The sequence below is a fragment of the Maricaulis sp. MIT060901 genome (assembly GCF_047123815.1).
In the GTDB taxonomy this organism is placed as follows: domain Bacteria; phylum Pseudomonadota; class Alphaproteobacteria; order Caulobacterales; family Maricaulaceae; genus Maricaulis.
Map to the genome: position 1 here is coordinate 2,320,549 of NZ_CP138920.1, position 21,996 is coordinate 2,342,544.

The 21,996-nt window shown below is 60.9% G+C and carries 24 protein-coding genes and 1 tRNA gene; 18 read left to right on the forward strand and 7 right to left on the reverse strand.

Annotated elements, in window-relative coordinates:
• Nucleotides 1–16 precede the first annotated feature (16 nt).
• The 3 genes from SIC17_RS11365 to carA form a co-directional block, all read right to left on the reverse strand.
• Nucleotides 17–763 carry an FkbM family methyltransferase gene (locus tag SIC17_RS11365; RefSeq protein ID WP_412545425.1) on the reverse strand — a complete coding sequence of 249 codons (747 nt, stop codon included), beginning with the start codon at nucleotides 761–763 and terminating at the stop codon, nucleotides 17–19.
• 81 nt (nucleotides 764–844) lie between these two features.
• Nucleotides 845–1,978: a hypothetical protein gene (locus SIC17_RS11370; protein ID WP_412545426.1), complete on the reverse strand. Its 1,134-nt coding sequence runs from the start codon at nucleotides 1,976–1,978 to the stop codon at nucleotides 845–847.
• Nucleotides 1,979–1,982: 4 nt separating this feature from the next.
• Complete coding sequence (carA, locus tag SIC17_RS11375; protein ID WP_412545427.1) at nucleotides 1,983–3,152, reverse strand: glutamine-hydrolyzing carbamoyl-phosphate synthase small subunit; 1,170 nt, start codon at nucleotides 3,150–3,152, stop codon at nucleotides 1,983–1,985.
• Nucleotides 3,153–3,489: 337 nt separating this feature from the next.
• On the opposite strand from carA, the gene SIC17_RS11380 reads away from it, so the two are divergent.
• From SIC17_RS11380 to SIC17_RS11425, 10 genes are all read left to right on the forward strand, one after another.
• The gene (locus tag SIC17_RS11380) at nucleotides 3,490–3,957 is read left to right on the forward strand and encodes a GatB/YqeY domain-containing protein (RefSeq protein WP_291898986.1); all 468 of its coding nucleotides are present in this window, start codon (nucleotides 3,490–3,492) and stop codon (nucleotides 3,955–3,957) included.
• A 422-nt stretch (nucleotides 3,958–4,379) separates the two neighbouring features.
• Nucleotides 4,380–4,637, forward strand: coding sequence for a type II toxin-antitoxin system ParD family antitoxin (locus SIC17_RS11385; RefSeq protein WP_412545428.1), 258 nt, complete (start codon nucleotides 4,380–4,382; stop codon nucleotides 4,635–4,637).
• Nucleotides 4,634–4,792, forward strand: a complete 159-nt coding sequence (locus SIC17_RS11390; protein ID WP_412545429.1) for a type II toxin-antitoxin system RelE/ParE family toxin — start codon at nucleotides 4,634–4,636, stop codon at nucleotides 4,790–4,792. Before SIC17_RS11385 ends, SIC17_RS11390 begins: the two co-directional genes overlap by 4 nt.
• The gene (locus SIC17_RS11395) at nucleotides 4,793–4,954 is read left to right on the forward strand and encodes a hypothetical protein (RefSeq protein WP_412545430.1); all 162 of its coding nucleotides are present in this window, start codon (nucleotides 4,793–4,795) and stop codon (nucleotides 4,952–4,954) included.
• 140 nt (nucleotides 4,955–5,094) lie between these two features.
• Nucleotides 5,095–6,951, forward strand: a complete 1,857-nt coding sequence (dnaG, locus tag SIC17_RS11400) for a DNA primase (protein ID WP_412545431.1) — start codon at nucleotides 5,095–5,097, stop codon at nucleotides 6,949–6,951.
• A gap of 45 nt (nucleotides 6,952–6,996) precedes the next feature.
• Nucleotides 6,997–9,045: an RNA polymerase sigma factor RpoD gene (gene rpoD, locus SIC17_RS11405; protein ID WP_412545432.1), complete on the forward strand. Its 2,049-nt coding sequence runs from the start codon at nucleotides 6,997–6,999 to the stop codon at nucleotides 9,043–9,045.
• Between the two features lie 61 nt (nucleotides 9,046–9,106).
• Nucleotides 9,107–9,553, forward strand: coding sequence for a hypothetical protein (locus SIC17_RS11410; protein ID WP_412545433.1), 447 nt, complete (start codon nucleotides 9,107–9,109; stop codon nucleotides 9,551–9,553).
• 45 nt (nucleotides 9,554–9,598) lie between these two features.
• The gene (locus SIC17_RS11415; protein ID WP_412545434.1) at nucleotides 9,599–9,838 is read left to right on the forward strand and encodes a type II toxin-antitoxin system ParD family antitoxin; all 240 of its coding nucleotides are present in this window, start codon (nucleotides 9,599–9,601) and stop codon (nucleotides 9,836–9,838) included.
• Nucleotides 9,835–10,119, forward strand: a complete 285-nt coding sequence (locus tag SIC17_RS11420) for a type II toxin-antitoxin system RelE/ParE family toxin (protein WP_412545435.1) — start codon at nucleotides 9,835–9,837, stop codon at nucleotides 10,117–10,119. Before SIC17_RS11415 ends, SIC17_RS11420 begins: the two co-directional genes overlap by 4 nt.
• A gap of 2 nt (nucleotides 10,120–10,121) precedes the next feature.
• Nucleotides 10,122–10,655, forward strand: coding sequence for an SRPBCC family protein (locus SIC17_RS11425; protein ID WP_412545436.1), 534 nt, complete (start codon nucleotides 10,122–10,124; stop codon nucleotides 10,653–10,655).
• Here the strand turns inward: SIC17_RS11425 and SIC17_RS11430 are convergent.
• The 4 genes from SIC17_RS11430 to SIC17_RS11445 form a co-directional block, all read right to left on the reverse strand.
• Nucleotides 10,652–11,551 (reverse strand): LysR family transcriptional regulator, encoded by a 900-nt coding sequence (locus tag SIC17_RS11430; RefSeq protein WP_412545437.1) that lies wholly within the window; start codon nucleotides 11,549–11,551, stop codon nucleotides 10,652–10,654. The genes SIC17_RS11425 and SIC17_RS11430 overlap by 4 nt on opposite strands.
• 70 nt (nucleotides 11,552–11,621) lie before the next feature.
• A complete protein-coding gene (locus tag SIC17_RS11435; protein ID WP_291891887.1) occupies nucleotides 11,622–12,188 on the reverse strand; it encodes a demethoxyubiquinone hydroxylase family protein in 567 nt (188 codons plus the stop codon).
• Between the two features lie 2 nt (nucleotides 12,189–12,190).
• Nucleotides 12,191–12,712: a disulfide bond formation protein B gene (locus SIC17_RS11440; RefSeq protein ID WP_412545438.1), complete on the reverse strand. Its 522-nt coding sequence runs from the start codon at nucleotides 12,710–12,712 to the stop codon at nucleotides 12,191–12,193.
• A gap of 55 nt (nucleotides 12,713–12,767) precedes the next feature.
• Nucleotides 12,768–13,472 carry an exopolysaccharide biosynthesis protein gene (locus SIC17_RS11445; protein ID WP_412545439.1) on the reverse strand — a complete coding sequence of 235 codons (705 nt, stop codon included), beginning with the start codon at nucleotides 13,470–13,472 and terminating at the stop codon, nucleotides 12,768–12,770.
• 57 nt (nucleotides 13,473–13,529) lie between these two features.
• On the opposite strand from SIC17_RS11445, the gene SIC17_RS11450 reads away from it, so the two are divergent.
• From SIC17_RS11450 to SIC17_RS11485, 8 genes are all read left to right on the forward strand, one after another.
• Nucleotides 13,530–13,614, forward strand: a tRNA-Leu gene (locus tag SIC17_RS11450).
• An 845-nt stretch (nucleotides 13,615–14,459) separates the two neighbouring features.
• Nucleotides 14,460–15,356 carry a YkgB family protein gene (locus SIC17_RS11455; protein WP_412545440.1) on the forward strand — a complete coding sequence of 299 codons (897 nt, stop codon included), beginning with the start codon at nucleotides 14,460–14,462 and terminating at the stop codon, nucleotides 15,354–15,356.
• Nucleotides 15,357–15,494: 138 nt separating this feature from the next.
• Nucleotides 15,495–17,288 (forward strand): long-chain-acyl-CoA synthetase, encoded by a 1,794-nt coding sequence (locus tag SIC17_RS11460; protein WP_412545441.1) that lies wholly within the window; start codon nucleotides 15,495–15,497, stop codon nucleotides 17,286–17,288.
• Nucleotides 17,285–17,866 carry a DUF924 family protein gene (locus SIC17_RS11465; RefSeq protein WP_412545442.1) on the forward strand — a complete coding sequence of 194 codons (582 nt, stop codon included), beginning with the start codon at nucleotides 17,285–17,287 and terminating at the stop codon, nucleotides 17,864–17,866. Before SIC17_RS11460 ends, SIC17_RS11465 begins: the two co-directional genes overlap by 4 nt.
• A gap of 55 nt (nucleotides 17,867–17,921) precedes the next feature.
• Nucleotides 17,922–19,148 carry a serine hydrolase domain-containing protein gene (locus SIC17_RS11470; RefSeq protein ID WP_412545443.1) on the forward strand — a complete coding sequence of 409 codons (1,227 nt, stop codon included), beginning with the start codon at nucleotides 17,922–17,924 and terminating at the stop codon, nucleotides 19,146–19,148.
• Between the two features lie 161 nt (nucleotides 19,149–19,309).
• Nucleotides 19,310–19,534 carry a hypothetical protein gene (locus SIC17_RS11475; RefSeq protein ID WP_291891910.1) on the forward strand — a complete coding sequence of 75 codons (225 nt, stop codon included), beginning with the start codon at nucleotides 19,310–19,312 and terminating at the stop codon, nucleotides 19,532–19,534.
• 58 nt (nucleotides 19,535–19,592) lie between these two features.
• Nucleotides 19,593–20,519, forward strand: coding sequence for an alpha/beta hydrolase (locus SIC17_RS11480; RefSeq protein WP_291891913.1), 927 nt, complete (start codon nucleotides 19,593–19,595; stop codon nucleotides 20,517–20,519).
• 38 nt (nucleotides 20,520–20,557) lie between these two features.
• Entirely contained in the window at nucleotides 20,558–21,988 is a 1,431-nt protein-coding gene (locus SIC17_RS11485; protein ID WP_412545444.1) for a protein adenylyltransferase SelO family protein, read from the forward strand.
• Nucleotides 21,989–21,996 lie beyond the last annotated feature (8 nt).

Sequence of the window (21,996 nt, forward strand, 5' to 3'; positions counted from 1 at the left end):
TTCTCGATCCGTGCCGTCAGCGCGGCAGGAAGATGAAATTATTGATATAGGCCGGCGTGTCCTCCACGCCGTTGTGATCGCGGGCGGGATCGAATTCCTCGATGCGGCAGAGCGCACCTGATTTGAGGACAAAGGCGTCATAGCCCATGGCTTCCACACTGGCGACAGCGTCCCGGATCGGGATCTGGGTGTGGCGTTCTTCCAGCTCGATGATCATGCGTGGGCGATCGCGCCGGATCAGCTCCTGCGCGCCATCAAGCACTGCCTTCTCATGGCCTTCGACATCGATCTTGATGAAACCCACGGGTGGCAGGTCCATATCGTCCAGACGCGCGGTTTCCACCTCGACCTTGCCGACATTGCGACCGGTATTGCGCGCCGGGTTGAGCGAGGCGTGCTGGTTGGAGTAACGCGCACCCTGACCGGGGACTTCCAGCTCGGCTGTGCCGGACCGGTCCGAAGCGGCGATCATTCGGGCCTCGGCGCCGTCAGGGATGGCGCCATTGAGGATCTCGAACATTTTCGGATTGGGCTCCAGGGCCAGCGTTCTCACCCCGTGGCGCACGAGAACATGCGTCCAGATGCCCCGATTGGCCCCGATGTCCAGGGCAAGCTTGTCGACAGGGGCGAGGAAGGGCGCGAGCCGCAATTCCGGCTCACCCTTTTTCAGTTCACGACGGACGATGCGCGCGAGTTCCCAGCCTTGCGGAAACAATGCGCGTTTAAAATGCTCTTCAAGCGTACTTGGAGGTACCCAGCTCATGGCCGGACCCTAGGCGAATTTTGACGGGGGTGAAACCACTTAAACGGTGGAAATCAGCAGGTATCTCATTCGGCGTCTGTGTCAGCAAAATCTGGGTTCGACATCGGAGTGACGTTCAACAATTCGGCATACATCTTCAGTCGCTTGCCAAGTGCGTTGGCCTGAAGTGCCAGTGCCGAACAGATCCAAATCGAACCACTCTACCACGCCGGCTCGAACACCGATCCACAAGTGACGTTCGCGTTCATACCGACAACCGCCACCATATGGGCTGCAACGGTCACCACCTGATAGCTTCAGCCCGACAATTTCATAGTCTGCGCCAAGGTCGAAGCGATGAACAAGTTCATTTCGAACTGGGCTGGTTTCATAATAGGCGGGCCAGCTCGGGAGAGGCCCACCGACGGTGAGTGTTTCTTCAATGAAGCTGTAGGAGGTCCATGAGGATAGCGCTGCCTCCGACCAGTGGCGGTCATTCCGAAGTGAGGGCAGAAAGTTTGTCGGCAGGTTGGAATAGACAGATGTTCCTTCAGGCGCAGAGCGATGTGTCACAATATGCGATCGGGTTCGGCGTTCGGACGCTTGCTCATGTGAAGGATACACGAGCCTCGCCAGTCGAACCGGGCCTTCAATGCGCTCCCGTTCCAGGATTGCCATAAGGTGATCGAACGGGGCGGTGTTCTCAGGGGCGGCCGACGCCCACGTGGCTTGGGCGAGCGCATCGATGCTCTCGCTGATCTCCTCGTTCGCGATCCAGGCAAGTGTCCCGTCTATCAGCACGAAGGCGTAAGTTGGCCTGTAGATGCGAAGAAAGTCATGGTGACGTCTGAATGGCGTCTGCAATGGTACATAGTCGGGAAGGTAAGTGCCTCGTCCACGAAAAACCAAGGCGATTTCGACGGTTTGGCCTTGGTGGTAAAACGAGAAAACGGGTTGCAGCGACGTACCGTCGTGTCGCAGTTCCAGGAACTCGCCGAGCTCTTGTCCCGAGTATCCGTACAATTGGGATGGGCTGGCTACCACGATATCGCGGTAACCCAGCCGTTCATCTTCTTCCGCATCGGCTATGGCCATGCGTTCTTGAAGCTCTGTAAGGCGTTCCAGGCGCGCCAGCTCTTCCGCTGACGTGGAGCACGCGCTCAATGTCAGACCCGCACAGCCCAGTACCGCTAACCGGATGGCCCGCAGTAGTTGGGTGTGCCGGGCGGCGATCATGACTTTACGCAGGCGCCTGTGAGTTCAGGCTTCCCACGAAGCGTTCGAACACACCGAAACTGTCCTGCGGACCGGGGCTGGCTTCCGGGTGGTGCTGGACGGCCTGGACCGGCTTGTCAGCGAGGCGGAAACCGCAATTCGTACCGTCAAACAGGGAGACATGGGTCTCGGTCGCACCGGCGGGCAGGGTGGAGCCGTCGACTGCGAAACCATGGTTCATGGAGACGATCTCGACCTGGCCGGTATCGTGGTTCTTGACCGGGTGGTTCGCTCCGTGATGGCCCTGCGGCATCTTGATGGTCTTGGCACCGACGGCCAGGGCCAGCATCTGGTGACCCAGGCAAATGCCCAGCATCGGGATATTGGCGTCGATCAGCTTCTTCAGGGTCGGCAGGGCGTATTCGCCGGTCGCGGACGGATCGCCCGGACCATTGGAGACAACGATGCCGTCCGGAGACATGTTCAGAACATCCTCGGCGGAAGCATTGCCCGGCAGAACCGCGACACGGGCACCGGCGCCGACCAGCAGGCGCAGGATGTTGGCCTTCACGCCATAGTCCAGGACGACCACGCGCGGGCCGTCTTCGGGACCTTCGCAGAAACCGCTGTCCCAGGACCAGTCGCCTTCGGTCCATTCCTCGGCACCGGAGCGGGCGACATCGGCGGCCAGTTCGCGGCCTTCCATCGTGTCGGCACCGGCTGCAGCAGCCCTGAGCGCGTCGATATCGATATTGCCCGAGGCATCGTGGGCGATGGCGCACATCGGCATGCCGCTCTCGCGGATGCGGCGGGTCAGGGCGCGGGTGTCGACACCGGACAGGGAGATGATACCGCGGGCGCGCATCCATTCGTCAAAGCCTTGCTCGGCGCGGTAATTGGCCGGCGGCGTGATCGCCATGCGGCTGACCATGCCCACGGCGGCCTTGCGGGCTGCGTCGCTGGTGGCTTCCTCGTCTTCCGGATTGGCGCCGACATTGCCGACATGCGGGAAGGTGAAGCACACGACCTGGCCGGCATAGGACGGGTCCGCGAGAATTTCCTGGTGGCCGGTCATCGCCGTGTTGAAACAGAGCTCGCCCACCGCGATCCCGGATGCGCCCGTACCCACGCCATAGAAGACAGAGCCATCGGCCAGTGCCAGTGCCCCGGTGGGGCGATCAGCGGAAGTGGTCATGGCGTTCTCCTGTAAAGAGCCGTGTGGGCTGCAGGTGTTATGACCGGGAATCGGTGCAAGGTCGACCGGCAGGTAAACGGGCGCGTAACTAGTCAGAGACATGGGGGCGGTCAATCCCGCTGGACAGATTAATTTCCGCCTTGATATTTTCACGAGAAGGTCATAATGACCCGCACCTTGGTCAGGGGAGGCGCCGGACATACCGCGCGATCAAAATATTTAAGGCCCGACCACACAGGATAGAAGCAACCGCCGCTGGCCTATTGCATCAACGATAATCCAAACCACATCAATCATTGCAAAAGCGGCAATTGCTGAAGGACAAGCGAGTAGAAGCATGGCTCTTAGAGACCGTATTTCGACTGATCTGAAAAATTCCCTCAAGGCAGGTGACAAGCGCCGGACATCGACGCTGCGCCTCGTCTCCGCCGCGATCAAGGATCGCGATATCGCCGCGCGCGCTGAAGACCGCTGCGACGGCTGCGAAGAGCAGGAAATCATGACCATCCTCACCAAGCTGGTAAAACAGCGTGAGGACAGTGCCGACACCTATGAAAAAGCCGGTCGTCTCGACCTGGCCGAGGCCGAGCGCGAGGAAGCGGACATCGTCCGCGAATTCCTGCCCAAGCCGATGGATGAAGGCGAAATCGCCGATGCGGCCGCCGAAGTGGTGACCGAACTGGCGGCCACGGGCCTGAAAGACATGGGTCGCGTAATGGGTGAGCTGAAAAGCCGCTATGCCGGCCGCATGGACTTCGGCAAGGCCGGCGGTCGCGTGAAGGATCTGCTGACCGGCGCTGCGTAGGCGGCGATCTGGTTGGGCCGTTTCCCAACCAGGCTCGAACTAGGAGTCATCCCGGACGCAGGTCGGGCGCCGAGCCCCGCTTTCGCGAAAACGGCTGACGGAGAGCGGATGTCCTCACCCGGCGATTTTTGCCCCTAAACCTCATGCCGAGATGGGGCCGTATAGAGTTTCCCGGGTCAAGGGCGCGCAGCGCCGCTTCGCGGTTCCACCCTTGACCCGGGAAACTCTATGCGGCGAACTGCCTGCATGAGATTTATGCCGCTTATCCTCCCCCTTGGGGAGGTGTCCTTCGTAGCTGTGGCGGAGAAGGACGGAGGGGCCGGAGCGCGCAGCGCGGAGGTTTAGTGCTCACTGGCGTTCGTCTCATTCACCGCCGCCCCCCATCATTGGCATATATTGCCAATAGAGCTCTGGAGGTGAAAATGGCGACCCGAAACGTTGTTCTGACCGACGCCCAGTCCGCCCTGGTGGACCAACTTGTCGAAAGCGGTCGTTTCCAGAACGCGTCGGAAGCCCTTAGGGCCGGGCTGCGCCTGCTCCAGCAAGACGAGGCGGAGCGCAGTGCGCTGCGTGATCGTCTGGTGCTGGGCGTTGAAGAGGCCCGTCAGGAAAACTTCGCGGAGGGCAGTGGCGAGGCGGCCATGAAACGCGCTTTTGCCGCAGCCCACTCGAAGCCGTGACGCAACGACCCTGGCGACTAACCAAACTTGCTACTCAATCGCTTGTCGCCATTTTCCGCTGGACCATTGAAACATTCGGGCCACGCCAGGCGGAGGCCTATGAAGCCGATCTTCTGGATGCGTGCCGGTCGATCGCCTCAGGCGAAGCGGTCTAAGTGTCTTGCCGGACGCTTGTTGAGGATCTTCGTTTTGTGCGGAGCGGGCAGCATTTCATCGTCTTCATCGATTACGAGACGGACGTGGTCATCGTGGATTTCCTGCATGCGCGTAGCAATCTGGATCGGCATCTGGCGGACCTGGCTGGGCGGGGTGAGTGATGGCAAGTGCAAGCAATCCGCTTATGCCTAGCGTGGTCCCAACGCCACCCGCATCCGAACCTGATCTTCCAACGTGACCCGAAACAGAATCCGGCGCACACTGTCGGGCTGGAAAGTGACCGGGACGAAGCGCTGGCTCCATGCGTTTAGGTGAAGACTTCATTGACGAGATCAAGGCGCGGATCCGCCTGTCCGATATTGTCGGGCGGTCGGTTCAGCTCAAGCGCCAGGGCCGCGAGTTTGTCGGCCTGTCTCCGTTCAAGAAGGAGCGCACGCCCTCTTTCTACGTCAATGACGAGAAACGCTTCTATCACTGCTTTGCCTCGGGCAAGCATGGCGATGCGTTTTCCTGGCTGGAAGAGATGGAAGGCCTGTCCTTCATGGAAGCCGCCGAGCGATTGTCCGGCGAGGCGGGGCTGAGCCTGCCGGCGCCGGATCCGCAGGCCGCTGAACGCACCCAGCATCGCAAATCCCTGGTCGAGTGGATGGAGACGGCACACGCCTTCTATCTGCGCGCCTTGAAAAGCCCGGCCGCCGCCCATGCTGTGGAGTATCTCAAGGGGCGCGGGCTAACCGGCCAGGATTGTGTGAAATTCGGCATTGGTTATGCGCCCGACGGGCGCACGGTGCTGAAGGATGAGCTGGTCACGGCCGGTGCACCGATTGGCGACCTGATCGAATGCGGCCTGCTGATCGAGCCGGATAATGGCTCTCCCTATGACCGGTTCCGCGACCGCATCATGTTCCCGATCCATGATCCGCGCGGACGGCTGGTCGGCTTTGGTGGTCGTGCCCTGTCGAAGGAGGCGCGGGCGAAATATCTCAACTCTCCGGAGACCTCGATCTTTCACAAGGGCTCCATGCTCTACAACTTCCCCAATGCCCGCCGCGCGGCATCTGACCCCAAGGCGGGCGTGAAGGGGCTGATCGTGGCGGAGGGTTATCTCGATGTGATCGCGCTGGACCGGGCCGGGATGAGCCAGGGGGTGGCGCCAATGGGTACGGCGATCACCGAGGAGCAGCTGAACCTGCTCTGGCGGGCCGGCGGCGAGCCGGTCATGTGTCTGGATGGCGATAGCGCCGGTCGCGCTGCAGCGCTGAAAGCCGCCGATCGCGCCCTGCCGCACCTGGAACCGGGGCGGACGCTGCGTTTTGCCTTCATGCCCGATGGCAAGGACCCGGACGATGTCCTGCGCGATGAAGGTGCGCGCGCGCTGTCCGAACTGCTGGAGGACACCCGCTCGCTGGTCGACCTTTTGTGGGAGCGGGAGGTGGATCACGAGCCGCTGACCGATCCCGATCGCCGCGCCAGTTTCCGCAAGCGTATCCGGGCGCTGGTCAACCAGATCGCCAATGGTGACGTGAAAGAGGAATACCGCAACGAGTTCGACCGCCGCATGGAAGCCATGTTCGGCACGCCGGCGCGCAAGGGCGGGCGCGGTGAGTGGCAGGGCGGGCGTCGCAAGATCAATCAGGGTGCATCCCTGTCGCTGAAAAAACGCATGGGCAGCCAGATGGACAAGGCGTCGATGCGCCAGGCCATTCCCAATCCGAACGGTCGATCACTGCTGCTGGCACTGATCGAATACCCCGATCTGGTCGATGAATTGATAGAAGAAATTGCGTTAATTTCCTTCGGCGCGCTTGACAATTTACGTGACGCTGTCCTAGACGCGTGCTCTCTCGGACCGGCTGTGTCTTCCAGCGAGCTTCAGGCAGAGCTTCTGTCGCGCGGATTTGCGCAAGATTTAAAACGCTTGGAAGGCAATCGGGGGCCCATGCGGGCGAGTATTGGTGGAGCAGACGCTTCAGTCTCGGTGAAGGTCGGGGCTTGGAGGCGGCTGTGTTCTGTCTATATGAGACAAAGTGGCAGCCAGGAGCAGCGAAACGAACTTCGCGCACTTGCAGAGAGAAAAATTACCGAGAATGATTCCGAAAGCGTTCGAAGCATCAGCGAAGCCTATCGCCGTGAGAACGCCAAGGATGAAACCGAATAGCAATCAAATCGCGCATGGATCCCCATGCGACCAGGGACGATTTAGATGACAAAACCGGCCGAAGCCAACGACGCATCGGAATCACAGGATGGTCCGCTCCTCGACCTGACGGACCAGTCAGTCAAGAACTTCATCAAAGCTGCCAAGAAGCGCGGCTATGTCACGCATGAAGAGCTGAACAATGTTCTGCCTTCGGAAGAGTTCTCTTCCGAGCAGATCGAGGATGTTCTCGCTCAGCTGTCCGAAATGGGCATCAATGTCATCGACAAGGATGAGGACGCCGAAGAAGACAATGGCGACAACAATGCCGAGGGCAGTGACAGCAAGGCTGTTGCCACGACCAGTGGTACCAAGGCTGTCGTTACCGGCCAGAATACCGGCTCGTCTGCAGACCGTACGGATGACCCTGTACGCATGTATCTGCGCGAGATGGGCTCGGTCGAGCTTCTGTCCCGCGAGGGCGAGATCGCCATCGCCAAACGCATCGAGGCCGGTCGCAATGCGATGATCCGTGGCCTCTGCGAAAGCCCGCTGACCTTCGAGGCCATCATGGTCTGGCGTGATGAGCTGCAGGAGGGTCAGGTCCTTCTGCGCGACATCATCGACCTGGATGCCACCTATGGCGGCCAGAACGCTGCTGAAGAAGGTGAGGACGGCGAAGAGGGCGAGACGGCTGAAGGCGAGACACCGGTCCCGGGTGCAGCGCCGGGTGCCAAGCCCGCCTCCGAGGATGAGGAAGAAAAGCCGAAATCCGAAGACGGTGAAGAAGGCGACGAGGGTGAAGAGGGCGAAAGCTCTGATGATGACGATGATGATGATGACGGCGCAGCCCTGTCGCTTTCCGCAATGGAAGCCGAGCTGCGTGACGGCGTCATGGAAACGCTCGATCACATCGCCTCCGACTTTGCCAAGTTCCGCAAGCTGCAGGACAAGCTCGTTGCCGCGCGCATCGAAGGCAAGGACCTGACCAAGCAGAGCCGCGAGAAGTACGAGGAGACCCAGAACTCCATCGTCACCAACCTCAATACGATGCACCTCAACAATGCGCGTATCGAGGCCCTGGTCGAACAGCTTTATGCGATCAACAAGGAACGCATGTCGCTGGAAGGCAAGCTGCTGCGTATGGCCGACGCCCATGGCGTGCCGCGTGCCCAGTTCATGGACAGCTATTTCGGTAACGAGCTGAGCCCGGACTGGCCGCAATCCATGGCTGGCACGTCGAAAGCCTGGGATCGCTTTATCGAGCGTGAACTGGCCGACGCCAATGTCATCCGTGACGACATCGCCGAACTGACCCAGCGCGCCGGCGTTCCGATCGAGGATCTGCGCCGTATCGTTCGCACGGTCCAGAAGGGCGAGCGCGAGGCCCGCGTGGCCAAGAAGGAAATGGTCGAGGCAAACCTGCGTCTCGTGATTTCCATCGCCAAGAAATACACCAATCGCGGCCTGCAATTCCTGGATCTCATCCAGGAGGGCAATATCGGCCTGATGAAGGCCGTCGACAAATTCGAATATCGCCGCGGTTACAAGTTCTCGACCTATGCCACCTGGTGGATCCGCCAGGCCATTACCCGCTCCATTGCGGACCAGGCCCGCACTATCCGTATTCCGGTGCACATGATCGAGACCATCAACAAGATCGTCCGCACCAGCCGTCAGATGCTGCACGAGATCGGTCGCGAGCCGACGCCGGAAGAACTGGCTGAAAAGCTTGCCATGCCGCTCGAGAAGGTGCGCAAGGTGATGAAGATCGCCAAGGAGCCGATCTCGCTGGAAACGCCGATCGGTGACGAGGAAGACAGCCATCTCGGTGATTTCATCGAGGACAAGAACGCTGTCCTGCCGATCGATGCGGCCATCCAGTCCAACCTGCGTGAAACCACGACCCGCGTGCTGGCGTCCCTGACGCCGCGTGAGGAACGTGTCCTGCGCATGCGTTTCGGCATCGGCATGAATACTGACCACACGCTGGAAGAAGTCGGCCAGCAATTCTCGGTCACCCGCGAACGTATCCGCCAGATCGAAGCCAAGGCCCTGCGCAAGCTCAAACACCCGAGCCGTTCGCGCAAGCTGCGGAGCTTCCTGGATAATTGATCCTGTGGGCAATTCGTCGGAACATGCAGATTGGCCGCTCCTTCGAGAAGGGGCGGTCAATGTGTATTCGGATCAAGGCCTTTTCGATGAGGCTCGATCAGGTCTTGAGGCGCTGGACTACTTTCGCCTCGATTTCCAAGTCGCCAGCCGCGAAAGCTTCATAAAGGAGATGAGTGCCGCGCTCGAGTGGGAAGCAAGCTTTGGCTATGCACCCTGGACGGGACATCTCGATGCGTTTGACGAAGGCATAGTGGAGTTTCCGTTCCGGACGCACGATCGGGCTGTAATCACTATCTCAAGGTTTGAACGCTTGGTTGAAGCTGATGGTGGTTGGGCGTTGGGTTTGCTCGATGTGTTTCAGCACGCTGCCTGGTATTATCTTGCGGCCGGCAAGCGGTTGATTGTCCTGCTCCAAACTGACGACAAAAGTTTCAGAACACCGCGTCTTGGGGGGAAGTCGGCTCGCCGGGACATGCGAGAGCAAATGCAATCGTTTCCAAAAATTTGACAATCATTGCCAAAAATCACACGTTTCTCGCCAAGGAGCTCCGCCATGGCGACGATGAATATCTCTCTTCCGCAAGCGCTCAAGGACTGGGTTGAGGCCCAGGCCGATGCCGGGCTTTACGCCAATGCATCCGACTATGTGCGCGACCTGATCCGCCGCGATGTCGAGAAACGCGAGAAAACCGAAGCGCTGCGGGTGATGGTCCAGGAGGCCGAGCAGAGCGGGTTTCGGTCGATGAGCATCGAGGAAATCCAGGCGGAGCTGCGCGCACGCCGGGAGCGGTGAAGGTCGAAATCGCCGAAGCGGCGCTGGATGATCTGGACACGCTCTACCTTGATGGCGCGATGAAGTTCGGAGTGGCGCGAGCCGAACGTTACCAGGTCGAACTCGTGGACAGTTTCCAGAAACTGATCGATTATCCGCGCTCAAGGCCGGAGCATCCGGCCATTGGTTGTGGTGTCAGGCTGTTGCGATTTCGCGCGCACATAATCCTGTACCGCATAGCAGGCGCCCGCATCGAAATCCTGCGCATTCGCCATGCCCATGAAGACTGGAAGGACCCGTAACCATGCTCACTGCCCTGCTGGTCCAGGATACTCCGGTCGTTCAGCCGTTCGAGGTCCAGGGTTTTCGCACGACCCAGACCATCACCATCGAGGCACCGCGTGATGAGGTCTGGGAGGCTGCGACCGGGGATGTATCGCCCTGGTGGGATCACTCCTTCAAGGCTGACCGGGTGGAGCTGATCATCGAGCCGGAGTTTGGCGGGCGGTTCTATGAGCGTTTCCGTGATGGCGAGGATAGTGGCGCCCTGCATGCGGACATCATCTATGTCGATGCGCCGTCCGAGCTGCGCATGCATGGTCCGCTGGGGCTGTCGGGGCGGTCTTATGACTTGGTGATCGGCTGGACGCTGGAAGAGGCCGATGCCGAGACGACAAGTTTCACAGTCGACCTGTCCATGCATGGTGAGATCGATGCGGAACTGGCGGGCGTGGTGCATGGCGTGTGGACGCATTTCATTGCCGGTCGCCTGAAGACCTATGTGGAAGGCGGTCGCCACCTCGTCCCTGAAGAGCCCTGCGCGGCCTTTGACGGCTAGGTCTTGAGCTCGCGCTCCAGGAATTCGACAAAGGCCCGAACCTTGGGCGTGATATGCGCCCGGTGCGGGTAGACGGCCCAGAGCGGGATGGGGTCGCGCTCGTATTCCTCCAGCACCACTTCCAGCTCGCCGGAATGGATGTCCTCGCAGCAGAAGAAATCGGGCAGGCGCGCTGCAGCCTTTCCGGCCCGCACAAAATCCATCGACAGGGCACCGCTATTGCTCTTGACCAGCAGCGGTACGGTGACATCGACCACCCCGTCCTTGCCATCCGGAAAGGGCCAGCGATTGGGGAAGCGCACATTGGAATAGCCCGTACAGGGAATATCCGTCAGGTCGCGCGGGTGCGTCGGGCGGCCATGTCTGTCCCAGAAGGCCGGCGTGCCGACCACGACACCGCGAAACGCGCCCAGCTTGCGCGCAATGAGCGAACTGTCCGGCATTTCGCCAATGCGCAGGGCGAGGTCGAAACCCTCACCGATGACGTCGGAGCGCCGGTCATTGAGGTCGATGTCCAGCTGAACCTCCGGCGCCTGGTCGATGAATTTTGGCAGGATAGGATTGAGGAAGTTGAGCGCATAGCTCATCGGTGCGGCAATTTTCAGCGTACCGTGCGGCTGGTCGTGTGCTCCGGCAGCGGCGGCTTCGGCCTGGGTCGCCATGTCGACAATCTGTTCCGCCGTCTCGAAATAGGCGCGGCCTTCCTCGGTCAGCGTGATGGAGCGTGTCGTACGCTGCAGCAGGCGCATGCCCAGGCGTTCTTCCAGGCGGGTGACTTCCTTGGACACATGCGAGGCGGAGCGGCCCAGCGTTTCGGCGGCCGCGGAAAACCCGCCGCGCCTCACGACTTCCACGAAGACCGGAATCCCGTCGAGCAATTTGTCTTTCTGGTCCATGCACCTCTCCCTTGTTCGACCGGATAGGCCGAAGCGGGGCCGGGCTCAAGCCCTTGACGGGAAAGTCGGCTCAGATCTTTTCGGCGATCTTGATGACGGTGCGGCAGCCGGTCTTGATGAAGGCGGACAGCAGGGGATACCCCGCAGCGTCACGCGCCCCTTCCTCGACGGCGAGATCATGGTGCGCGATCTCTTCCTCGCGGAATTTCGTGAACAGGTCTGCCAGCTCGTCCTCGCCCATCGCGCGCAGTTCGGTGATCTGGCTGGCGTAATGCTGTTCGATGACGCTCTCGACGGCTTCGGTACAGGCATGTGCCGCGCGCTCGCCCATCAGGGCCGTGGCTGCGCCCAGGGCCTGGCCGGCGACATTCCAGATCGGCGCCAGCGCTGTTGGCCGGGCCTTGTGTTTGAAGATCAGATCATCAAACGCATCGAGATGGGCCTGTTCGTCCGCTTCCATCTCTTCAAGCTGGTTGGCGATGCGCGCCTTGTGCGGCAGCTTATCGAAAATCGCGCGCTGGCCGCGATAGATTGCGACTGCGCCATACTCGCCGGCATGATCCACGCGGATCATTTCCTGGATACGGTCCGGATTGCGGCGCTTGCCGGGCAGGGGGATGGCGCGTGTGTCGTTCATGATCAGGCCTGTTTCAGACCGCGATAGCCGACAAAAAACGATACGCCAGCCATCGCCAGGGAGATGATGGCATTGTAACCGGCCATCGAGATGCCGAACAGCGTCCAGCTGGCCTCGTCACACATCGGCACGATGGACCGGCCATTCAGGGCGTCCATGATGGAGCTGACATCGACCGTACCGATCGCGCCGGTGGTACAGGAGGCGGGACCGGCCCACCAGTCGTATTCGATACCTGCATGCCAGCCGGCAAATCCGGCGGAATAAAGCAGGACGGCTGCGACGGCGTAAATCACATAGGGCGCAAACCGCGCCAGGCCCGGGCGCATGATCAGGCCGATACCACTGGCAAGGCCCAGTGCAATCACCGCCATGTGGATATAGCGCTGGTCGTAACACAGGGCACACGGCAGATACTTGCCGATATACTCAAAACCCCACGCGCCAAGCAGCATGGCCAGGGAGAAACCGGCCATGATCAGGGGCCAGCGCGTCAGCGGGAATTGGGACAGAACAGGCGTCATGAAGGACATATTTGCGGACCTTTACTCTACTCGCACCGCGACAAGAGCGCGCACGTCAGGCCTCGGCCTGACCGAGCAGGCCGCGGAAGAAGTCCTTGAGTACGTCGATAGCGGCGTCCCCGAAAAATAAAAAAAGCGTCATCAGGAGCGCAATCCATGCAAGGCCGAGCAGGAGCCCGCCCAGAACCAGCAGCCCGTCGCGGGTCAGCAGCCCCAGAGCTGCAATCGCCAGGGCGATGCCCGGCGTCGTATTGGTGGCCGGCAGCGGCACCAGGATCGATGCGCAGAACAGGATGAAGACGACGCCGACCAGGCGCTCTGCTGTGGGACCGGACAGCCAGGTCAGACGCGGCCGGGCCAGAGCTTCCAGCCAGCCAAACCATTTGCGCCCGCCTTGCGCCATACGCTCCAGCCCGGCCTTGTCCAGGCGGCGGGTCTTGAACTTGGATGGCAGCCACGGCTCTTCCCGTCCCAGCGCCATCTGCGCCGACAACGCCATCATCGGCAGGGCCATGACCTGCGGCACGCCATAGAGAAAGGGAATCGAGATCGGCAAAGCCATCGCGAACAGGATCACCCCGAACGCCCGCTCGCCCAGCGCATCAAAGAAATCACCCAATGTCATGCCCTTATCGGGAGCGGCGGTGGCGATGTCCTCAAGCGCGCTGATAAGGCCAAGTTTTTCTGATGTTTCGGTCAATTGTTCATCCTCGAGATCCGGGCTGACACTAGCTGCGTCCAAACGGTGCGTCGAGCGCATAGAGTCGTTGACTTTTCAGGGCCCAATCGGCAGCTTGCGCCTCCGCTCGTGAAGCGAGCCCCTGTGGCGGAATTGGTAGACGCGACGGATTCAAAATCCGTTTCCGCAAGGAGTGTCAGTTCGAGTCTGACCAGGGGCACCACTTTTTTATCTCACGCCAACTGGCTGCGCTCGCGGCTCCGATGGGGCGGGCTGACCGCCCGACGCGCGGTCGCGCTTGCGACGCCTTTGGCGTCGGGGGAGCCTCACTCTTTTTCCTCCCCCTCCAGGGGGAGGTGCCCCGAAGGGGCGGAGGGGGAAGCACCAAAATCTCCACGATCTCGCGATCTGGAGTGAGAGGCATGCGGAAGGCCGGTGAAACCGGATATAGTCTAGAGCAGGGGTTAAGGGCCTCCCGCACACGGGTCTGCTGTCTGCCATGCCCTTATGACCCCGAAGGGTCGGCAGCCGCGTCCCGCACATCCACGCCCGAAAAGACTGAGCTCTCGCCTCCCACGACATGGATCACGGGAGATTATGCCTGAGGTTTGAGCACTAGGGATATCTTCCCCACACGCGGGGAAGTGGGCTCGCCGTAGCCATCGGCGAAGGCGAGGTCGAAGGGGGTGCGAACGCCAGTGAGCCCTAGACCTCCGCGCTACGCGCTCCGGCCCCTCCGTCCCTTCGGGACACCTCCCCGAGGAAGAGGATAGGCACCGACACACTTGTTTTCCTCCTTTCCCTTGATGGGCTGAGGCACCCGAGAACATGCCGGGGGCATGTTCGAAGTGCCGAAGGTGGCCGTGACGCGGACGGATAGGGTGCGGCCCGGAGGGCCGACTTTAAGCCGCGCCTTCGGCGCGCACCCACTCCACCATTGCTTCGCAATGGTCCGTCTCGCCCATCAATGGCGAGGGTGTGGGCTTCGCTGTGCGGTGGTCCACCTGCCTACTCCACAGCCGGGGCGAGCAGTGCTAGCGTCGTGCGCGTTGCGAGTCTGTCGGGGAGATGATCTTGCTTTCGATCACCAATGCGGTGCTGTTCGCGCGGGCGAGCCTGGCTGTTATCTTCCTGTGGATGGGGGCGATGAGTTTCACCGCCCAGGGCGATCTGGTCATGATGAACTGGATCTCGGGACACGTATTCCTGTCGGGGCTCCTGCCGCAGGCCGCGTCCGCCGCCAAGGCGATTGGTGTCTACCAGGTGATCATGGCGTGCTTGATTGGCGCGCCTCTGCCCAGTGGCAGTTTTCGTCGCATTGGTTTCATCATGCTGGGGATCTACAGCGCCCTGGCGCTGACCGTGTTCCTGACCAATCCGGTCTGGATCGAGGCGGCCGGCGGTTTCCCGGCCATCGGTTCGGGGCAGGGCATCTTGAAATATCTCGGTATTCTGGGGCTCGCGATGTGGGCGGGCAGTTTTGATCGCTCTCGCATGTTCTCAAGCCGTCACAGTGACCTTCGCCGCTGGAGCCGACCGGTGATGATGGGCGGCCTGACAATCGTGCTGTTCTGGATCGGGGCGATGAAATTCACCACCGTCGAGGCGCGGGGCATCGAGCCATTGATCCAGACGAGCATCCTGTTTTCCTGGATGCTGAATTTCATGGAGATCCAGATTGTCTCCTACATTATCGGCGTGATCGAGATCCTGACCGTGCTTTTCCTGCTCGCGGCCAGCTTCAATCGCGGGCTCTATTCGATCGGTCTGATGATGGCGTCGGCAACATTTCTTATTACGCTGTCCTTCCTCATCAGTTTTCCGGGAAGCTGGTCTTCGGATCTGGGCGGATTCCCCTTCCTCAGCGGGTCAGGTATCTTTCTAATCAAGGACTTGGCCCTGCTCGCCATCTGTGTGGCGCTAGCGGCAGAATTTCGCGAGTATCGCTACGGTCGGCGGGCTTGACGCAATTTCCTTCGGAAATCTTTTGAAATGCGCATCACACTTGCCGTGTGTGCGGGCGCGTTTGCTTGACGGAAACCCTGACCCACGTATCGTTTTTCCCAAGCAGAACGGATGAATCCGTCTATCGGGGAGTTGATAATGGGCCTGTTCACCGCGATCGGTCGTGAAGTTGAATACGTTTCCGGGATGCTGCGCGTCCTCAAACAGATCAAGAAGGTCGGGCCCGGCTCCGGTGTCCGCGTGCCGGATCACATCGAAAAGACGGTCGACAAGTTCGCCGATCGACCGATGGCGATCACCGATGAGGGTGAGATCAGCTATGCCGAGTTCGACGCCTATGCGAACCGCGTGGCCAACTGGGCGCTGGCGCAGGGGCTGAAGAAGGGCGAGACGGTTGCGCTTTTCATGCCCAATCGCTGGGAATACATCGCCATCTGGTTCGGTCTGTCCAAGGTCGGCGTCGTTACCTCCTTGCTTAACAACCAGCTGTCCGGGCAGTCGCTGGCACATTGCCTGAATATCGGCGAAACCCGCCATGCCATCATTGCCGACGAGCTGGTGGACGCCTATCGCTCGGCCTGCGAGGTCGCGGAGATCGAGGCCAAGCCCTGGGTCGTCGACGGCGCCTACGACTGGTCCGGTGATTTCAATGCCGCCGTTGCGGAACAGTCCGGTGCGCGTATTCCCGCTGAGAAACGAAAGGATGTGAAAGCGTCCGACCCGGTCCTGAAAATGTTCACCTCGGGCACAACCGGCCTGCCCAAGGCAGCGCTGATGACGCACATCCGTGCGCTCTATTACCTCAACATTTTTGCCATCGCGTCCAAGGCCAAGCCGAGCGACCGGATGATGATGGTCCTGCCGCTCTATCACGCCACGGGCGGATTGTGCGGCGTGGGCTGTGCGCTGTCCTTTGGCGGTTCGGTGATCGTGCGTTCGAAATTCTCTGCCTCGAATTTCTGGCCGGATGTCCAGCGTCACAAGGCCACGCTGTTCATGTATGTCGGCGAACTCTGCCGCTTCCTGGTCAACTCCGATCCGGTCGCCGACGAGCAGGGCCATTCCCTGCGCTGTGCGATCGGCAATGGCATGCGCCGCGATGTCTGGGAGCAATTCCAGGCGCGCTTCGACCTGCCGGACATTATCGAATTCTACGGCTCCACCGAAGGCAATGTCGGTCTGGTCAATGCGATGAACCAGCCGGGCGCGATCGGGCGGGTTCCGAACTATCTCAAACACCGTTTCAACATCGACCTGGTCAAGTTCGACATGGACGAGGAAGCGCCGGTGCGTGGCGCGAACGGTCACTGCGTACGATGTGGTCCGGACCAGGTGGGCGAGGCCATCGGCAGGATCGATCCGAGCGATGCGCGTTTCCGTTTTGATGGATACGGGTCCAAGGAAGACACCGAGAAGAAGATCCTCCGCAATGTGTACGAAGAGGGCGATGCCTGGTTCCGCACCGGCGACTTGATGACGCGAGATGCCCTGGGATATTATTACTTTGTCGACCGTGTGGGTGACACCTTCCGCTGGAAGTCGGAAAATGTGGCAACCGGCGAGGTTGCCGAGGCTCTGAGTTTTGACGGCATCGAACAGGCCAATGTCTATGGCGTCGAGGTCGAGGGGCATTCCGGCCGTGCCGGCATGGCCGCCCTGGTCGCCAAGGCCGGCCAGATCGATCTGGATGCCCTGCGCGAACATATCCATGATGCCCTGCCGACTTTCGCCCGCCCGCTTTTCCTGCGCCTGCAGGAGCAGGGTGATACGACAGGCACGTTCAAGCTGCGCAAGGTGGATCTGGTCAAGGATGGGTTCGACCCGAAAAAGATCACCGATCCGCTCTATTTCGATCACCCGACGATCGGGAAATATGTGCGACTTACACAAGAGCTGTACGAGCAGATTGTGGGCGGTAAACTGCGCGTATGAGCGTGCTGAAACCGACCCCCGACGAGATTATCCATTTCTGGTTCAACGAAGCTGGGCCCAAGAAGTGGTACGCCACGTCCCCGGCCTTTGACGCCACCGTACGCCGACGGTTTGCGCGCACGGTGGATGAACATGCCAAGCAGATGAGGGCGGGCAATCACCCCTGGCTTGGCGGTCCGGACAGTGCGTTTGCGCTGGTTCTGCTGTTCGACCAGTTTCCGCGCAATATCTGGCGCGGCTCTGGTCGGGCCTTCTCCTACGACACCATGGCCCGTTTTGTGGCGCTGGACATGATGGACCGCGGATTTGACTGGGCCATCGATGAGAGCCGACGTGATTTTGTCTATATGCCCTTCATGCATGGCGAGCATATCGACTTCCAGAACCTGTGTGTCGACCTTGCCCGGGACCGCCTTGAAGGCGAAGGCACGCTGACCCACGCCATCAAACACCGTGAGGTGATCGAGCGGTTCGGCCGTTTCCCCTATCGCAACGAGGCGCTGGGGCGGAAAAGCACGCCGGAAGAGATCGAGTACCTTCAGACCGGTGGTTATGCGCCCGGCCGGAAAAAGTCCTGATCGCAACATTCTGTCTGCGATTTAACTCGGACCCGCCAGGCGTTTCGCCCATCCTGTGATCAAAGCAGGGGGCTGTTGGAAACATCTGATTTTTGGACTTTGCCTGTCGGCAAGCAGTCTGGGCCTGTCGGCGAGCGGTCTGGCGATGAATGCCGAGGCCCAGGATCTCGGCGCGATTGAACAGGCGATCTCGGCCGTGCTGGCCGAGTATGGCGCATCGGAACATCCAACCACCTATGTCGGTGCCAGCGTGGCGCTGCGCCTGTCGGACGATCGCACAATCACGGTTGTTGCGGGTGATGCGGACCGCGAGGCCGACATCGAGATGCGTACCGATCACCGCCTGCTGGGTGGTTCGATGGGCAAGACCTTTGTGGCTGCCGCACTGATGGCGCTGGTCGAGGACGGGCGTGTGGCGCTGGATGAGCGCGCGGCGCAGTATCTGGGTGGCCAGGACTGGTTTGATCCGCTGCCCAACGCCGCCGAGGTGACGCTGGAACAATTGCTCAATCATTCCTCGGGCATTCCGATCGATTATTTCGAGACCGAGCCGATCCGCGAGGCGTTGCGCCTGTCCGCGGTTGAAAACCGCGATTTCGCCGGTCATGGGCTGACCCACCAAGACCTGCTGCGCCCACTGGGCGGGCTGGAGCCGCTGTTCGAGCCGGGCGAGGCCTTCCACTATTCCGACGCCAATTACACGATCATCGCTTTCGTGGTGGAACATATCAGCGGCCAGACACTGGAAGCCTTTGTGGACGAGCGTTTCATCCAACCGCTGGGCCTTACCGAAACCGAGCGCCAGCGCCGGGAAATGCCGCGCCTGACCGCGGCGTACATGCATCAGCGTTTCCAGCAAACATTCCCGGGTGTGCCCACCAAGGCCGGAGAGTATGAGCGGCTGACCTATGATCCGGCATTTGAGTGGGGAGGCGGAGGCTGGGTCTTTACGGCGCGCGATCTGGCGCGCTGGGGAGATGCCTGGTTTTCAGGCGAAGCCCTGTCAGACGAGTATCTGGATCTCATGCGCGCCTCGCTCAATCACCACGGAGCGGCGGACAATGACTGGTCCTACGGCATCGGCCTGCAATGGCAGGAAACCGGGGACGGGCTGGAGCGCTGGTATCATGGCGGTTACGATCCGGGCTCTATCGGCAAGGTGGAATACCGTCCCGCCGATGATGTGACCCTGGCCATCATGTTCAACACGGTCGACATCCGTTACGAGCGCATTGGCGACGCGATCTGGAACGCGGTGCTGCCGCTGCTCGAGAGCGACTAGGCCGAAACGACTCGGCAAATCTATCCGGTGGCAGAATTCTCCGAGGCGAGGTTTCTGTCGCCTGGGTTAATTTCTGATATAAAACAACAGTTTATGTTTGTCATGCGTCTGGCCCCGGCCTTGCTCCTGAAAGACCAAATCGTTTTCACTCGGAGCCGGACATGACCCCGCACGTAGCCATCACCGCCCAGGACATGCATCAGATCGCCTGGACCCTCGTCGACCTGCATGGTGCCCAGGCCATAGGCTATGCCGATGATGCCGTCATGGAGCTGGACGAGAAGGGCAGTCCGGAAAGCGCCGATGCCTGGCGCGCCCTGCGTTCGGTGATGGAAGATGCCCTGGCCGGTCGGCTTGGTCGCGAAGAGACCATTACGGTTCACTAGTTTCGCCTGAGACCGTTTGACCGCTTGCCAGTTGTGGCGGGCGTGATACGGCTGGCGCATGGAAACGAAAAACTGGCCCGAGGCCCTCACCAGATTCGGTATCGAAGATCCGCTTGAACCAGCCAAGGCCGCGCCGCGCATGCGCAAATCCCTGCGCCAGGCCGCGCCCTTCCTGGATGCGGCAGCACCGCCACTGCAGTCCGTTCAGGACTTCACCATAACCGGTCCGGCTGGCGCGATCCCGGCGCGCCTCTATATCCCGCAAGGCTCTGAGACGCCCGCCCCGCTCTGTTTCTTCACGCATGGTGGCGGGTATGTGATCGGCGATCTGGAGACGCATGACCGCCTTTGTGCCCGCATGGCTGCCAAGAGTGGCGTGCGAGTTGTCGCGATTGATTACCGGCTCGCACCCGAACACATGTTCCCCGCCGGGGTCGAGGATGCGCTGGCGGCGTTCGACTGGCTGGTGAGCGCTGAAGGTCTTGAGCGCACCGGCGCGGACCCGACACGCATCGCTGTTGCCGGTGACAGTGCGGGCGGTGGTCTGGCGGCCATGTTGGGCCAGCAGCGTCGCGACCAGATCCGCTTCCAGCTGCTGATCTATCCGTTGATGCAGCTGATCGAGCGGCGCAAGCCGAAACTCAAGGCGTTGGAGGGACACATCCTGTCTGTCTACACGCTGGAGCAGATTGTTCGCGCCTACCTGCCGGACGAAAAGGCGGCCCATGATACGCGCGTCTCGCCGCTGCTGGAAAACGACCTGACCGGCCTTCCGCCGACTTTTATCGCCGCCGCGGAACTGGACCCGCTCTATGATGAGGGCACGGCCTATCGGGATCGGTTGGCGGCGGCCGGTATTCCGGTTGAATACGTGCTCGGCAAGGCCATGCCGCATGGGTATTTCAACATGACCGCCGTCCTGCCCGGTGCCAAGGATCTGGTGAATCGCGTCTCTGCTGCGCTGGGTGACGGATTGCGCGGATAGGCATTGCCTCCGGCCGCCGAAACACCTAGCTCAGGACCATGAGCGAAACTGTCGAATACAAAGCCGATCCGCAATTTGTGACCTTGGGCCCGGACTTTTCCGACCCGGTCGCGCCCGCCGCCTTTCCGCAAGCCACCGAGCGCTACTGGAACGCCGACTGGGCGGCCGAGCTGGGGCTGGAGGGGTTAAGCGCCGAGGAGCGGATGAAACATTTCCAGCGTTTCGAGCCGCTGGCGGACAACCAGCCCGAACCGCTGGCCATGCGCTATCACGGCCATCAATTCCGCAGCTATAATCCCGAACTGGGTGACGGGCGGGGTTTTCTCTTTGCCCAGTTACGCGATCGTGAAAACCGCTTGCTGGACCTTGCCACCAAGGGGTCCGGCCAGACACCCTGGTCACGCAGCGGCGATGGCCGCCTGACCCTGAAAGGGGCGGTGCGGGAAATCCTGGCGGCCAACATGCTTGAAGCCCTGGGGGTCTATACATCCAAACCCTTTGCCGTCTTCGAGACGGGGGAGGCGCTTGAGCGCAATGACGAGCCGTCGCCGACACGCTCGGCCGTGCTGACCCGGCTGGGGCATTCGCACATGCGGTTCGGAACGTTCCAGCGCCACGCTTTCGAGAACTCCCCGGCTCGGATCGGCCAGCTGATCGAGCATTGCCTGGAGCTTTATTATCCCGATATAGAGGCGGGCGAGGATCCGTCCGCGGCCCTGCTGAAGGCGGTGATCGAGGCCAATGCGAAACTCGTCGCCAGCTGGATGGCGGCGGGGTTTGTGCACGGCGTGCTCAATACCGACAATCTCAATGTTACCGGCGAGAGTTTCGACTACGGACCCTGGCGGTTCCTGCCCTATTACGAGCCGGGTTTCACAGCGGCCTATTTCGACCAGACCGGGCTGTACGCCTATGGCCGCCAGCCCGAAGCCGTGTTCTGGGCATTGCAGCAGTTTGCCGGCGCTCTCGCCCTGGCCGGGGATCAGAAACAGCTACTGGCCGATCTCAATACCTTTCCCGCCGTCTATCGTGTTGCACTGCTCGACGCCTTCATGGCCCGTTTCGGCGTGACAAGCGCCGGACGTGACGAGGATGAAAAACTGGTGCGTGCCTTCCTGGCCTTCATGCAGGATAGTCTTCTGCCGTGGGAACAGGTGATCTTTGATCACTTCTGCGGCGAGGCGAGTTTTGCCCGCGCTCATGCCCGTGGTTACAAGGGCGATCTCTACAAGGTCTTCCGGGATATGTTGTTCGAACGCGAACCCGTCCTGCCGGCCCGGCTCAAACACGCGATCTTCAAGCAGGACAAACCGGTCAGCATGGTCATCGACGAGGTGGAGCGCGTCTGGGATGCGATCGCCGACGAGGACGACTGGGCGCCGTTGAATGCGCTGCTGGGCGATGTCCGTGCAATTGGTGAGGGCTATGGCCTGGGTGTTGAGCGCGTGGGTTTTATCCAACCGGCTTGACGCTGATC